At 62.4% G+C, this 13880-nt stretch carries 12 protein-coding genes; 6 read left to right on the top strand and 6 right to left on the bottom strand.

Annotated features, from left to right (window positions below; genetic code table 11):
* Nucleotides 1–30 precede the first annotated feature (30 nt).
* The gene (locus tag B5G03_RS00820) at nt 31–441 is read right to left on the bottom strand and encodes an RrF2 family transcriptional regulator (RefSeq protein ID WP_087179927.1); all 411 of its coding nucleotides are present in this window, start codon (nt 439–441) and stop codon (nt 31–33) included.
* A gap of 409 nt (nt 442–850) precedes the next feature.
* Between B5G03_RS00820 and B5G03_RS00825 the strand changes: the two genes are divergently transcribed.
* Nucleotides 851–1225, top strand: coding sequence for a desulfoferrodoxin family protein (locus B5G03_RS00825; protein WP_087179928.1), 375 nt, complete (start codon nt 851–853; stop codon nt 1223–1225).
* 53 nt (nt 1226–1278) lie between these two features.
* On the opposite strand, the gene B5G03_RS00830 is transcribed toward B5G03_RS00825, so the two are convergent.
* Complete coding sequence (locus tag B5G03_RS00830) at nt 1279–2016, bottom strand: ZIP family metal transporter (RefSeq protein WP_242962237.1); 738 nt, start codon at nt 2014–2016, stop codon at nt 1279–1281.
* Nucleotides 2017–2372: 356 nt separating this feature from the next.
* Nucleotides 2373–2885: a CYTH domain-containing protein gene (locus B5G03_RS00835; RefSeq protein WP_087179929.1), complete on the bottom strand. Its 513-nt coding sequence runs from the start codon at nt 2883–2885 to the stop codon at nt 2373–2375.
* Nucleotides 2886–3154: 269 nt separating this feature from the next.
* Between B5G03_RS00835 and B5G03_RS00840 the strand changes: the two genes are divergently transcribed.
* Nucleotides 3155–4384, top strand: coding sequence for a class I SAM-dependent rRNA methyltransferase (locus tag B5G03_RS00840; RefSeq protein ID WP_087179930.1), 1230 nt, complete (start codon nt 3155–3157; stop codon nt 4382–4384).
* A 651-nt stretch (nt 4385–5035) separates the two neighbouring features.
* Complete coding sequence (locus tag B5G03_RS00845) at nt 5036–7126, top strand: glutamine synthetase III family protein (protein WP_087179931.1); 2091 nt, start codon at nt 5036–5038, stop codon at nt 7124–7126.
* A 108-nt stretch (nt 7127–7234) separates the two neighbouring features.
* On the opposite strand, the gene B5G03_RS00850 is transcribed toward B5G03_RS00845, so the two are convergent.
* The 3 genes from B5G03_RS00850 to B5G03_RS00860 form a co-directional block, all read right to left on the bottom strand.
* Nucleotides 7235–8341 (bottom strand): hypothetical protein, encoded by a 1107-nt coding sequence (locus B5G03_RS00850; RefSeq protein WP_140401608.1) that lies wholly within the window; start codon nt 8339–8341, stop codon nt 7235–7237.
* Between the two features lie 463 nt (nt 8342–8804).
* Nucleotides 8805–9320 carry a flavin reductase family protein gene (locus B5G03_RS00855; RefSeq protein ID WP_087179933.1) on the bottom strand — a complete coding sequence of 172 codons (516 nt, stop codon included), beginning with the start codon at nt 9318–9320 and terminating at the stop codon, nt 8805–8807.
* Nucleotides 9321–9323: 3 nt separating this feature from the next.
* A complete protein-coding gene (locus tag B5G03_RS00860; protein WP_087179934.1) occupies nt 9324–9782 on the bottom strand; it encodes a CBS domain-containing protein in 459 nt (152 codons plus the stop codon).
* Between the two features lie 276 nt (nt 9783–10058).
* On the opposite strand from B5G03_RS00860, the gene B5G03_RS00865 reads away from it, so the two are divergent.
* Genes B5G03_RS00865 through B5G03_RS00875 form a run of 3 tightly spaced genes read left to right on the top strand, consistent with a single transcriptional unit; the run spans nt 10059 to nt 13781 of the window.
* On the top strand, nt 10059–11633 hold the full coding sequence (locus B5G03_RS00865) for an ABC transporter substrate-binding protein (RefSeq protein ID WP_087179935.1): 1575 nt from the start codon (nt 10059–10061) through the stop codon (nt 11631–11633).
* A gap of 49 nt (nt 11634–11682) precedes the next feature.
* The gene (locus tag B5G03_RS00870) at nt 11683–12036 is read left to right on the top strand and encodes an Asp23/Gls24 family envelope stress response protein (protein WP_087179936.1); all 354 of its coding nucleotides are present in this window, start codon (nt 11683–11685) and stop codon (nt 12034–12036) included.
* 53 nt (nt 12037–12089) lie between these two features.
* Nucleotides 12090–13781: a DAK2 domain-containing protein gene (locus tag B5G03_RS00875; protein ID WP_087179937.1), complete on the top strand. Its 1692-nt coding sequence runs from the start codon at nt 12090–12092 to the stop codon at nt 13779–13781.
* The last annotated feature ends 99 nt before the right edge of the window (nt 13782–13880 follow it).

The following is a 13880-nucleotide window of genomic DNA, read 5'->3' on the forward strand; positions in this document are numbered from 1 at the left end:
AGCTCCCCGGCCCGTTGTTCTGTTTTCGCTTCAGGCGGGCTGTTCGGCGAGCAGCTGCTGCACCGTGACCGACCGCATGGAATTTTCCATCACCTGCTGCAGCTCCAAGAAGTAGTGCTGCATGCCCGCGATGGCGCCGCTCTGCTCCGGCGTTTTTGCCGTATCATCCAGGCAGCGGCCCAGCATGGTGTGGTCCTCCATACAGGTGATGATGTCCAGCATGGTGATCTGGCTGGCGGGGCGGCCCAGCTTGTGGCCGCCGGTCACGCCGCTGCGGGCCTGCACCAGCCCGGCCTTTTTCAGCCGGCTGAGCACCCGGGGAATCACATTTTCCGGCACGTCCATGGCCGCGGCGATCTTGCCCGCCTGCGCATAATCGGTCTGCTGCGCCAGATAAAGCATGCAGCGGATGCCGTAATCCGTTTCCAAACGCAAACGCATGGGAAATCGCGTCCTCCTTTCCGTTGTTCTCAAACTCTCTCATCCAAATATTGATAAAACACCCGCAGGCAGGATGTATAAAGCCCGCGAGCGGAGTGATATTCCTTTGGAATCCCGTCAAAGCGGGTGGATTATTTAAATAATGATTTAAATAATTAAATAAAAGAAAGCCTATTGCTTAATCATAGTATGGAAGGCTGTGTTTGTCAATAAAAGTACGATCATTGTTAAGCAACATTTCACAAATTGCCCGCTTTCGACAACCCGGCGGCGCAAAAGCGCTCTTTTTTGTGTGACATTGTCTCTTTTTGGAGAGGGTTTCCAGTTGTAATATCCGTCAAAATTAAGTAAACTGGTAGACAAGGAACAACCCTTTTAACTGTTGAGCGCATGGAAAGGAGCGTTTGGTATGGAATTTTATCGTTGTGAGCACTGCGGCAACATTGTTGCCTTTTTGAACAAGAGCGGCGTGCCTGTGGTATGCTGCGGGGAGAAGATGAAGCTGCTGGAGCCCGGCGTGGTGGACGCCGCGGTGGAAAAGCACCTGCCGGTGGTGGCCGTGAACGGCCGCACGGTGACGGTGAGCGTGGGCAGCGTGGCCCATCCCATGACCGAGGAGCACCTGATCCAGTGGGTGGTGCTGGAAACCAGCCAGGGCTGGCAGCAGAAGGCGCTTTCCGCCGGGGGCGCCCCGGAGGTAAAATTTGCGCTGGCCGAGGGCGAAGCCCCGGTGGCCGCCTGGGCATACTGCAACCTGCACGGCCTGTGGAAGACTGTGATCTGATTCATCCAAAGCATACTGGCCCCCGGAGAACTCCGGGGGCCTTTTTCTGTATTTCAGCCCAGCGCCAGGTTCAGCGCCATCAGCAGGCCAAAACCCACTGCCGCCGCCAGCACGCCCCCGGCGCCCTGCTGGGCTGCCGCGGCCAGCGGCTCCTGCACCGCCGCGGCCAGCATCACTCCGGCGGCCAGAGCCAGCAGCCAGGGCATCAGCCCGGCCAGCGCGCCGCCCGCCAGCATTGCCGCCAGCGCCGCGCCCAGGGGCTCCACCAGGCCGCTGGCCACGCCCGCGCCGAAGGCCCGCCAGCGCCCGGCCCCGGCCCGCCAGATGGGCAGGCTCACCGCCGCGCCCTCGGGCAGGTTCTGCAGGCCGATGCCCACGCTCAGCGCCAGCGTGCCCGCCGCCGCGGCTCCGGTCTCGCCGGCTGCTCCCGCCGCGGCCAGGCCCACCACCATGCCCTGGGGCAGGTTGTGCAGCCCGATGGCCACCGCCGCACCCCAGCCGCCGGGCTTGCCCGGCCGTTCGCAGCCGCTTTCCAAAGCGCCCGCCAACCGCTCGGCCAGCAGCAGAAGCGCCGCCCCGGCCACCAGCCCCGCCGCCGGGGCAAGCCACCCGCTTTCGGCCGCGGGCAGCAGCAGATTGAACACGCAGGCCGCCAGCATCACGCCGCCGGCCAGCCCCTGCCCCGGTCCGCCGCCGGGCGCGGGCCGGGCCAGAAACACCGCCCCCGCCCCCAGCGCCGTGCACAGGCAGGGAAAGGCGGTCATCGAGACCGCCGTCAAGATCTGGTGCATCCCTTTTCTCCCCCTTTCCTCTGCCTTCACCCTATGCGAAGGGAGCGGCGGGGGTTCCTGACAAGGGTTCTTCCGTGCATGGGGAAAACCTGCCTGTTTTCAACACTTTCCACTTTTTTGTGTGGAAAACCTGCTGAAAACGGCCCCGGTTTTCCACACAGCGGGAAAATCCGGGGCCTTCTGCTTGCTGAAAATAATTCCTGTTACCTGGTTTTTGCCATTTTACGGCCAATTTTTTGCCGGGATTTTACAAAACACCGGGTTTTCCACACCCGGGGGAAAACCCCGATGTTGAAAACCTGTCGAAAACCGTGGAATACTTTTCGTATTTTTGTGGAAAACTTTCCCGTCGGGAATTACTCCACCCGGTATTCGTCGGCAAGATCTCCCCGGGTGGCGCACCAGTAGGCGGCCATGCTCTGGCCGGGGGTGCCGGTGACCTCGTCGGACAGATACTCCGCCAGCGCACCGGGCTGCCAGGCGCGGGCGGCGTCCTCGCTGTCGAATTCCACCTCGGCGTAGAAGAACTCGCCGGGCTGGCCCGCGTCCACCCGGTTCACCTCCAGCACAAGACCGCCCTCCAGCTTGTAGCGGCGCTGCTCCTTTTGAATGAGGGGCCGCTGCAAAAAGGCCTCCAGCCGGGCAAAGAGCGCCGGGTCGATGGGCGCTTCTATCTCCTCCCGGGCCAGGCCGTCCGCGCTGGCCTTGCCTTTAAAGCAGAGGATGTAATCGGTTTTGCCCTCGCTTTCCTCGCTGCGGATGCGCACGGTGGGGCGGGTCGTCACATACCCCTGGCGCATCACGAAGGTTTTCACCGGGGCAAGGCCCTGGGGCCAGCCCTTCACCAGCCATTTGCGTTCGATCTCCATGGTCTTTTCTCCTTTTTCGCGGCCTGCACCGGCGGCGGATTTCGCTTGCCACCCGGGTGCAAACCGGGTATACTTGAATTGATATAAGGCAATCCCGCACAATTTACACCGAACGGTTCAGGCGGCGTTTCGCACCAAAATTTTCCGGCGTGCTCCACCACCTGAAATTATGCGGTATTGCCATAAAAATTTTTTCAGCCGGGGCCCGGGGCCCCGCACAAACGCTCGGTTTTATTATAAAAGAAACTGCCAGGAAAGGAAAGTGCACCATGAAACAGACCCGTCCCTACCCCGTTTACACCGTGACCAGGAAGGCCGAGAACAGCATTCTCAGCGGCCATCCCTGGGTCTATGCCGACGAACTGACCGGCCAACCGGAAACCCGGCCGGAGAACGGCGCGCTGGTGGACGTGGTGAGCAGCAAGGGCCGTTATCTGGGCACCGGTTTCCTGAGCTGGGAGAGCAAGATCCGCATCCGGCTGATCAGCCGCAACGCCAACGACAGCTTCGACGAAGCCTTCTGGCGGCGTCGCTTTGAATACGCCTGGGCCTACCGCAAGACCGTGATGGGCCCTGAGGATCTTTCCTGCTGCCGGGTGATCTTCGGCGAGGCGGACCAGATGCCCGGCCTGACCGTGGACCGCTTCGGTGACATCCTGGTTACTCAGACCCTCTCTTATGGTATGGAAATTCGCAAGGCCCAGCTGTTCCCGCTGCTGGTGGACGTGCTGCGCAAGGACGGCCAGATCATCAGCGGCGTGTACGAACGCAACGACGTGGCCCTCCGCGCCCGGGAAGGCCTGTTTGAAAACAAGGGCTGGTTCGAGCTGCACGGCGAGGACCACCCTGCCTCCACCACCACCGAGATCTGCGAGAACGGGGTGCGCTACGCGGTGGACTTTGAGAACGGCCAGAAGACCGGCTTTTTCCTGGACCAGAAATACAACCGCCGCCAGGTGGCCAAGCTGGCCCGGGGCAAGCGAGTGCTGGACTGCTTCACCCACACCGGCAGCTTCGCGCTGAACGCCGCTTACGGCGGGGCCGAGCACGTGACCGCGGTGGACGTGAGCCAGGCGGCGGTGGATATGGCCCGCGCCAACGCCCAGCGCAACGGCCTGGAGGGCCGGATGGACTTTGTGTGCACCGACGTGTTCGAGCTGCTGCCCACGCTGGAGGGTACCCACAATTACGACTTCATCATTCTGGACCCGCCCGCCTTCACCAAGGCCCGCAAGACCGCGGCCAACGCCATGCGGGGCTATAAGGAGATCAACTACCGGGCCATGAAGCTGCTGCCCCGGGGCGGCTACCTGGCCACCGCCAGCTGCAGCCACTTTGCCACCGAGGAGATGTTCATCAAGATGCTGAAAAGCGCCGCTGCGGACGCAGGCCGCCAGCTGCGCCAGATCGAGGTGCGCCAGCAGGCTCCGGACCATCCCATCCTGTGGAACGTGGAGGAGACCAACTATCTGAAATTCTTCCTCTTCCAGGTCATTTAACCGGGCGTCGCCTGAACCGGCGCACCGCCGCCCGGACAGGCCTTTGAATCCGCCGTTTCGGCGGGGAAAAATCACACTTTTCGCCGCCGGTTCTCGGCACTGTCACCAACAATTTTTGCCCGCGTGGGCCCGGTCTTTGCAAACCCGCCAAACCGCAAAGCCGGGCCCTTGTTTTGAATTGACGGCGGGTGTAAAAAAACATATAATTTTTTGTGAAATATTCGTATGGGAAACCGCCGGCCTTTCGCCGGTGTGACACAAGAAAACGACGCCGGAAAAGGGCCGCTTTTGCGGGATTGCAGCGTCAAAGCCCCTTGACAGCCGCCAAGGGTGCCTGCGGGCCTTTTCCTTGCACTCCCATCAAAATCGTGCCTTTTCCGGTGCTATGCAGTCCGGGTCCGCGAAGCGGCCAAGACCCCAGTGGGGTCTTGGACCGGCTGGGCGGTCTGCGAAAGCAGAGCGGGCGCATCATTGACGCGCCCGCAGCCCGTGCCCCAGGATTTTGGATGCAGAAGGTGCGAAAAGGGGCGGAGCAAGCCTTGGTGGCTTGCCCGCGCCTTTGAAGATTTTGTTCGCCAAAATCCTACGGCAGAACCGTCGTTTTCTTATGTCGCCCCGGCCCGTCCGGCCTTTCGTGAGGGAGGAACAGTTATGGCACCAGCCAACACCAAAGAGATCTACGGTTCGCTCGTGTTCAACGAGCATGTGATGAAGGAGCGCCTGCCCAGCGCCACCTACAAAAGCCTGAAAGCCACCCTGCAGCGGGGCGCGGCACTGGATCTGGACCTGGCGAACATCGTGGCCAGCGTCATGCGGGACTGGGCCATCGAGAACGGCGCCACCCACTACACCCACTGGTTCCAGCCGCTCACCGGCATCACCAGTGAAAAGCACGACAGCTTCCTGAGCCCCAACAAGGACGGCACCGCCATCATGGAGTTCTCCGGCAAGGAGCTGGTGAAGGGCGAGTCCGACGCGTCCAGCTTCCCCAACGGCGGCCTGCGCGCCACCGCCGAGGCCCGCGGCTACACCGCCTGGGACCCCACCAGCTATGCCTTCATCAAGGACGGCACCCTGTGCATCCCCACCGCCTTCTGCAGCTGGACCGGCGAGGCCCTGGACAAAAAGACTCCTCTGCTGCGCAGCATGAAGGCCGTGACCAGCCAGGCCAAGCGCATCCTGCACCTGTTCGGCAAGGACGTGAGCCACGTGGACGTGACCGTGGGCCCCGAGCAGGAGTATTTCCTGATTAAAAAGGAGCACTACGAAGCCCGCGAGGACCTGATCCTCACCGGCCGCACCCTGTTCGGCGCGGCCCCCTCCAAGGGCCAGGAGATGGAGGAGCACTACTTCGGCGCGCTGCGCGAGGAAGTGTCCGCTTTCATGAAGGACCTGGACCAGGAGCTGTGGAAGCTGGGCATCTCCGCCAAGACCAAGCACAACGAGGTCGCCCCCTGCCAGCACGAGCTGGCCCCCATCTTCGACCGGTGCAACGTGGCTGTGGACCACAACCTGCTCACCATGGAGATGATGAAGAAGCTGGCCCCGAAGCACGGCCTGGTGTGCCTTTTGCACGAAAAGCCCTTTGAGGGCGTGAACGGCAGCGGCAAGCACAACAACTGGTCCCTGTCCGCCCCCGGCATGAACCTGCTGGACCCGGGCGACACCCCCAAGGACAACCTGCAGTTCCTGATCTTCCTGGCCGCCATCATCAAGGCCGTGGATGAATACAACGACCTTTTGCGCATGAGCATCGTGGGCGCGGGCAACGAGCACCGCTTGGGCGGCAACGAGGCGCCCCCGGCCATCGTGTCCATCTTCATGGGCGAGGTACTGGAAGGCATTCTGGACGCCATCGCCTCCGGCAGCGAGTACGTGGCTCCCGCCGCCGCCAAGATCGACCTGGGCGTTGAGGTCCTGCCCCAGTTCGCCAAGGACGACACCGACCGCAACCGCACCAGCCCCTTCGCCTTCACCGGCAACAAGTTCGAGTTCCGCATGCCCGGTTCCTCGGTGAACATTTCCGATGCCAACACCGTGCTGAACACCGCCGTGGCCAAGGAGCTGAAGGGCTACGCCGACGAGCTGGAGCAGGCCGAGGACTTCGACAAGGCCGTGGTCAAGCTGATCCGCCGCACCATCCGCGACCACAAGCGGGTGATCTTCAACGGCAACGGCTACAGCAAGGAATGGGAAGAGGAAGCCGCCCGCCGCGGCCTGCAGAACGAGCCCAGCGCCTGCGAAGCCCTGGGCGCCTTCGTGGAGCCCAAGAACATCGCCCTGTTCGAGCAGATGGGCGTGCTGAACGAGGCCGAGTGCCGCAGCCGTTATGAAGTAAAGCTGGAGCACTACGCCAAGCTGCGCCACATCGAGGCCGTGACCATGCTGGAAATGGCCCGCCGTCAGCTGGTGCCCGCCGCCAGCCGCTACATGGGCGACATCGCCAAGGGCATGAACCGGAAGAAGACCGCCTGCCCGGGCATCAGCTGCAAGGCCGAGGAGAAGGTGCTGCGCCAGCTGACCAACTACACCGACGCCATGAGCGACTCGGCCGACCGTCTGGAAGCCTGCGTGGAGAAGGCCGAGCGCAGCGAGGGCGCGCTGGCCACCGCCCGCTGCTACCACGACGTGGTGCTGCCCGCCATGAGCGACCTGCGTGCCGCCGCCGACGCCGCCGAGTCCATCTGCGGCGCGGAGTACTGGCCCCTGCCCAGCTACAGCACCATGCTGTTCTACGTGTAAGCGCATAAACGCGGGACAAGCCCCTGCAACCAAAAACAAGACCAGCCGCCGCAACCGGTTCCGTTGCGGCGGCTGGTTTTTTGTTCCTTTTTGGCTTTTCGAGCCGGCTCAGGCGGCTGCCAGGGTCAGGCTCTGGGCCAGCGTTTCCACCTGGTCGGCGGTGAATGGGGCGTCCTCCTCCATGCGCAGGGCCACGTAAACCCCCAGCTCTTTGTCATACGCCAGGGCCCCGTGGGCGGTGCGCTCTTCGGCAGCGTACCCCGGCTCGGACTCTTCAAAATACACCGTGGCCACGGCGTTTTCGCCGGACGCGGTATGCTTCACTGCCCGGTAGTCCTCCCAGTGGCAGCTGGAGGGGGTGCGCAGATAGCAATACACCAGCTTGTACTCCTCCCCGGCCTCCGGCTCATTGCCCGGCTCGGCGGTCTCGATCAGCCCGTAGCCGATGCTGCCCGCGGCGCGGCCCGTGCTGTCGCAGACCAGAAGCTGGGTGTTCATTCCCTGGTCAAAGACCCGGTCGGCCTTCTCCGGCTCCTTCAGGCTCCAGCCCTGGGGCAGAAGGAAGCTGGCGGTGAAGGGTGCCTGGTCGTAATATTCCCCGTTATACTCGCTCCGTCCCTCCTGATAGGCGGGGAAGGTGGCGCTCACCCGCTGGGTCATATCCTGCTCGCTGGCGCTCTCCGGTACGCTTTCCACCGGCTCCGATTCCGGGGCGGCGGGCGCCTGGGGCTGAGGCTGCCCCTGGGCCAGAGCCAGCAGATCCACCGACAGCTCCTGCTCCTCGTCGGAATACAGGTAAGCGCTCAGGTTCAGGTCCAGGTAGCCCTGAGCGCACTCGATCTGATAGGTCTTTCCCGCCTGCCAGGCCTTTGCGGCGTTCTCCTTTTCCATCAGGTGGATGCTCATACCGCCATCGCCCATGGCGGCGCGGCCGCTGATATGGATGTTCCAGTCCTCGCCGGGCCAGCCCTCGGGCAGGGTGAACTCCACGCCCTTGTCATAGGGACGCAGACTGCCCTCCAGAAAGGCCATGGCCTCCTGACCGGTCTGGGGGATGCTGCTGCCCGCCACCACGCTGCCGCTGGCGGGGCTGCTTCCCTCCGTGGAGTTCTGCCCCCATCCAGCACAGCCGGACAGCAGGACGCAAAGCGCCAGAGCCAGCACCAGTGCTTTCCCGTTGTTCCTTTTACTGTTTGCTCTGCGATGCTTCGTCATGGCGGCACACTCCCTTCCGGTTTTCTCTTCATACAGATAACGTGCCGGGGCGGGCGTTTATTTCACATTCCGGCGGGATTCGCCCCCCGCCGCCCTTTTTCACTCCGCTGTGCCGGGCGTGTCCCACGCGTTCTTCCGGCTCAGCCCGCCTGGCCCAGCTCCTCCATGGCTTCGCGGGTGTTGTCGGCCGAGAACAGAAACACTCCGCTCCGGCTGTATACCTCCACATGAGACCCCACGTTCCGAATGATGCAATCCATACTCGACCCTGCCTTTCTTTACTTGAAACTGTTTTCGGGGGCCGCGCCCCCTTCCGATGGTCCTATTCTATCAAACAATCCGTCCCATAATTTGTACTTCAAGTATTTCTGGCAAAAAATGCAGTCCAATAAACATCCCTTTTAAAGCAAACACAAAAAAGCCCCCGGAGCATTCTCCGGGGGCCTTGCTGCTTTTAAAAAAATTATTCCGCCTTCTCGTACACAGCCTCGATCTCGGCCACGTACATGGTGTGGTAATCCTTCAAGGGGTAGCAGTCCTTGTCGCAGCTGTTGCCGGGCAAGAAGCACTCCGGCTCCAGCGACTGGGCATACAGGCTGCGGCAGACCAGCACCAGCCGGGCCTCCTCAAAGGCGGGCACGCCGTCGAAGTCCCGCACGTTGAAGCCAACCTTCGCGATCTTATCCTCGTCCCGGCCGCTCACCTTGCCCAGGTATCCCAGCTCCTTCTTCGCGCCCTCGCCGTAAAAGCTCAGGGTGAAGCGGCCGGCCTGGTCCACGAATTCCTTGGTGTAGCGCTGGGGGCGCAGGTAGATCTGCACCACGTTCTTGCTCCATAAAACACCCATGGAACCCCAGCTCACGGTCATGGTGTTCACGGTGCCGTCGGCCTTTTTGGCGCTCACCAGCGCCCACTCCTTGCCGATCATCTCAAAGGGATTGCCGCTGATGGCGGCGGGTTCGATCTTCCGGTACTCCATTTGTCAAAACACCTTTCTTTCGCTCGATTTGCCCATTTTCTGGCTGTCCAGCATGGGGGCCACCGCCCGGTAGCGGTCGTAGCAATACTGGATGATGGCATTGCGCTTGACCAGGCCGATGAAGCTCTTCTTGTCGTCCAGCACGGGCACGAAATTCTGGGTCATGGCGGCGGCCACCAGTTCGTCCATCTGGGTGGTCACGGCCACGGGCTTGTAATCCCGCTTGCGGGGGATGCTGCTTAACGGAATATCCTCCGCGTCGTCCAGGTCGATGCCCTGGTTCTTGATGGCCCAGAGCAGGTCGCCCTCGGTCATGGTGCCCACATACTCGCCCACCCGGTTCAGCACCGGGATGCTGGAATAGCGATGATACTCCATTTTTTCCAGCGCCTGGCGCAGGGTGAAGTCCTCATACAAAAAGGCCACGTCCTGCTTGGGCGTCAAAAAGAACAGCAAATTCACTCACAAAACCTCACTTTACGCGCTGCATTCTCTTCGGACAGCCCCGCATGATTTACAAACGGTGCTGCTCAAAAAACGAGCCGGAAGGCTTCGGCCCGGGATTCCATGATTCTGTATCTATAGTTTATCACATTTTGCCGCCCTTGGTGTGAAAAACTTATGAAGGCAGCGCCGGACGGCGCAAAGGGGCTTTTTTGCCCGGTTTCACTGGTCAACGGCCTTGATTTATGATATGCTTTAAGGTACCGATTCTGACCTGAAAAGGATGTGTTGCCCATGGCTCGATTCCGCCGTCTGGCGGCTTTTGCGCTTTGCCTTGCCCTGCTTGTCGGCTGCGGCGGCGAGGCCGCTTCTTCCGCCTCTTCCCAGGCGGCCTCGTCCGCTTCGTCCGCTTTCACCTCCGGCGCGGCCTCTGTGCCCCAACAGAGCGCGGGCGCGCCCACCGCTCTGGTGCTGGGCTACACCCCCTCGGCGGGCTTTAACCCCTATGCTTCCTCATCCAATCTGGTGGAGCAGAACGCCGGGCTGCTGTTCGAGTGCCTGGTGGAACTGACGCCGGAGCTTTCGCTGGAATACCGGCTGGCGGATTCCATCGTGAGTGCGGGTGAGACGGTGACCATCCACATGCGCTCGGGCTGCACCTTCGCGGACGGCACCCCCGTCACCGCCCAGGACGCCGCCGCCAGTCTGGAGGCCGCCCGGGTCAGTGAGCGCTACGCCGCCCGCTTCGCCAATGTGACCGAGGTGAAGGCCAGCGGCGACACCGTCACCGTGATCCTGGCCGCGCCGGACTCCATGTTCGCCTACCTGTGCGACATTCCGGTGCTCAAGGCCACCGAGACCGCCGCCACCCAGCCCACCCCGAATGGCCGCTACACCTACGGCGACAGCGCGTCGCTGGTGCGCAACGACTCCTGCGCCTTCGCGGAAAACGGACCGGACACCATCTATCTGGCCGAGGTGAGCAGCTATGAAGAGATGGTCTCCGGCTTTGCGGTGGGCAGCCTGAACCTGTACACCGCCAGCGACTTCGCCCAGACCAGCGCGGGCTTTTCCAGCGTGTCGGACTATTACAAGACCAACAACCTGGTCTTTCTGGGCATCAACGCCACCCCGCCGGAGAGCGGCGAAAAAAGCCCCCTGCTCACCACCCCCGGGGGCCGCGGCCTGCTCAGCCAGCTGATCGACCGCGCCCAGCTGGCCCAGAAGAGCTACTACTCCCGGGCCTACCCGGCCACCGGCTGCATCAACGACCACTACGACTGCGTGGCGGACAGCCACGTGATCCTCTCGGGCGCCGAGCTGACCGCCGACCAGGCCGCCGCCGACATGGCCGCCCTGGGCTACAGCCTGGACGACGCGGGCTACTACCAGAACGCGAAGGGCGAGCGGCTGAACCTGCGGCTGCTGGTCTACAGCGGCAACACCTACAAGCGCTACGCCGCCACCCTGCTCAAGGAGCAGCTGGGCGCGGCCGGCATCTATGTGACGGTGGAAGAGGCGTCGGATTTTGACGTTTACAGCCAAAAAGTTGCATCCGGTGATTTTGACCTGTACATCGGCGAGGTCAAGTTGTATAATAATATGGATATGAGCCCCTTTTTTGAAGGGGGTCAGGCCAGTGTGGGCATCGTGCAGAGCGAAGCGCTCGCCACCGCCTACGCCGCCTTTAAGGCAGACCAGAACTCCGCCGCCGCGCTGGAAGAGGCCTTTGCCGCCGAAATGCCCTATGTGCCCCTGTTGTGGCGCAACGGCACGGTGGTGCACAGCCGCGGCATCAGCGGGCTGAGCTGTTCCATCAGCAACGTATTCTATTCGCTGGAAGGCCTGCGCTTCGACGCGGCCGAATAACCGACCCCACCGCCCACGGGCGGATACAAATGCAAAGGAGCGGCAGTTTATGATCACATTGCAAAACCCCATGGGCACCATAAGCATGACGTCGGACTACTTCGCCGAGCTGGTCAGCCAGGCGGCCCGCAGCTGCTACGGCGTGGCGGGCATGGCCACCGGCGGCCGCGGCGACGATTTGAAGAGCCTGGTGTTCGGCAACGATTTCCCGGAGAAGGGCGTGCGCGTGACCCAGTCGGACCGTCAGCTCACCATCGAGCTGCACATCAAGGTGGGCTACGGGCTGAACATCGCCACCATCGTGAAGAGCATCACCCACAAAGTCAAGCACGAGGTGGAAAAGGCCACCGGCCTGACCGTGGCCCGCATCGAGGTCTCGGTGGACGACATCGTGGCGGACTAAAGCCCGCCCCATACCAACAACGATACTTTACTTTACATGAGGTGCAATAGCTTATGATTACCGGTAAGATCCTGCGTGACGCCATCATCTCCGGCGCCAACAACATCTCCAACCAGCGCTCCCGTGTGGACGAGCTGAACGTTTTCCCCGTGCCGGACGGCGACACTGGCACCAACATGAGCATGACCGTGATGGCGGCTGTCCGTGAGCTGGAAAACCTGGCCGACAGCTGCACCGTGGGCGAGGCCGCCAAGGTGGCCGCTTCCGCCATGCTGCGGGGCGCCCGCGGCAACTCCGGCGTTATCACCAGCCTGCTGTTCCGCGGCCTGTCCAAGGCGCTGGACGGCAAGAAGGAAGCCGGCGCCGAGGACCTGGTCCACGCGCTGGAAAAGGGCGTTGAGGCCGCCTACAAGGCCGTGATGAAGCCCACCGAGGGCACCATGCTCACCGTGGCCCGCATCGCCAGCGAGGAAGCCAGTGCCAGCGGTCTGGCCGACGTGAACGAGCTGTGGACCCTGGTGCTGGCCGCCGGCCAGCGCGCTCTGGACAACACCCCCAACCAGCTGCCGGTCCTGAAGAAGGCCGGCGTGGTGGATGCGGGCGGCCAGGGCCTGATGGTGATCTTCGAGGGTATGGACATCGTGTTCAAGGGCGGCGAGCCCGTGAAGGGCGAGGAGCAGACCCAGAGCAAGGTCAAGCACTCCAGCGACGCCGCCGGCAAGGGCGTGTTCAGCGACGACCTGATGAAGGTTGAGGACATCAAGAACGGCTACTGCACCCAGTTCCTGGTGAACAAGAACGAGGGCGTTTCCAGCGACAAGCTGCGCGCCTTCTGCGAGAGCAACGGCGACAGCGTGGTGGTCATTGAGGACGACGACGTGATCAACTGCCACGTGCACACCGCCGACCCCGGCAAGATCCTGAGCCACGCCATCCAGTACGGCTACCTGACCGGCTTCAAGATCGAGAACATGCACGAGCAGTTCCTGGCCCGCCAGAAGCAGGGCAAGGGCCTGGAGAAGCAGAAGGAAGCCGAGCAGGCCGAGCAGACCAGCCCCTTTGTGTACGCCGCCGTGGACCCGGACCAGGAGTACGGCTTTGTGGCCGTGGCTGCCGGTGAGGGCCTGGCCAACGTATTCACCGACCTGGGCGTTTCCGCCGTGGTTTCCGGCGGCCAGACCATGAACCCCTCCACTGAGGACATCGTGGCCGCGGTGCAGAGCGTGCCCGCCAAGACCGTGTTCGTGCTGCCCAACAACAAGAACATCATCATGGCCGCCGAGCAGGCCCAGAAGCTGGCCGACCGGCGCATCGTGGTGCTGCCCACCCGCACCGTTCCCCAGGGCATCACCGCCATGCTGAGCTTTGACCCGGACGCCACCGTGGACGCCAACACCATCAACATGATGGACGCCGCCGGTCAGGTGAGCACCGGTCTTGTGACCTTCGCCGCCCGCAACAGCGACTTCGACGGCCACAAGATCAAGAAGGGCGAGATCATGGCCATGGAGAACGGCAAGATCGTGAACATCGGCACCGACATCACCAAGACCACCTACCGTCTGGCCCGCAGCATGGTAAAGAAGGACACCAGCTTCATCACCCTGATTTCCGGCTGTGACGTGAGCGAAGAGGACGCCCAGCGCACTCTGGAGCTGGTGCAGGCCAAGGTGGGCGACGGCATCGAGGTCACCCTGATCAACGGCGGCCAGCCCGTCTACTACTACATGATCAGCGTGGAGTAATTCTTCCCTGATCGCACAGCGTTTTGCGTATTCTGAGCGCCGCCGGAAACCGGCGGCGCTTTTTTCTACCCTTTGATTCACACAAAAAAGGAGGCCCCG

Origin of the sequence: Gemmiger sp. An50, assembly GCF_002161595.1 — a bacterium.
Lineage (GTDB): Bacteria > Bacillota > Clostridia > Oscillospirales > Ruminococcaceae > Allofournierella.

What these genes read in the sequence shown, in the direction of transcription:
- B5G03_RS00870 (WP_087179936.1), top strand. Translation starts at nt 11,683, where the DNA reads ATGATCACATTGCAAAACCCCATGGGCACCATAAGCATGACGTCGGAC.
- B5G03_RS00850 (WP_140401608.1), bottom strand. Translation starts at nt 8,341, where the DNA reads ATGACGAAGCATCGCAGAGCAAACAGTAAAAGGAACAACGGGAAAGCA.
- B5G03_RS00830 (WP_242962237.1), bottom strand. Translation starts at nt 2,016, where the DNA reads ATGCACCAGATCTTGACGGCGGTCTCGATGACCGCCTTTCCCTGCCTG.
- B5G03_RS00845 (WP_087179931.1), top strand. Translation starts at nt 5,036, where the DNA reads ATGGCACCAGCCAACACCAAAGAGATCTACGGTTCGCTCGTGTTCAAC.
- B5G03_RS00875 (WP_087179937.1), top strand. Translation starts at nt 12,090, where the DNA reads ATGATTACCGGTAAGATCCTGCGTGACGCCATCATCTCCGGCGCCAAC.
- B5G03_RS00825 (WP_087179928.1), top strand. Translation starts at nt 851, where the DNA reads ATGGAATTTTATCGTTGTGAGCACTGCGGCAACATTGTTGCCTTTTTG.
- B5G03_RS00865 (WP_087179935.1), top strand. Translation starts at nt 10,059, where the DNA reads ATGGCTCGATTCCGCCGTCTGGCGGCTTTTGCGCTTTGCCTTGCCCTG.
- B5G03_RS00840 (WP_087179930.1), top strand. Translation starts at nt 3,155, where the DNA reads ATGAAACAGACCCGTCCCTACCCCGTTTACACCGTGACCAGGAAGGCC.
- B5G03_RS00855 (WP_087179933.1), bottom strand. Translation starts at nt 9,320, where the DNA reads ATGGAGTACCGGAAGATCGAACCCGCCGCCATCAGCGGCAATCCCTTT.
- B5G03_RS00835 (WP_087179929.1), bottom strand. Translation starts at nt 2,885, where the DNA reads ATGGAGATCGAACGCAAATGGCTGGTGAAGGGCTGGCCCCAGGGCCTT.
- B5G03_RS00820 (WP_087179927.1), bottom strand. Translation starts at nt 441, where the DNA reads ATGCGTTTGCGTTTGGAAACGGATTACGGCATCCGCTGCATGCTTTAT.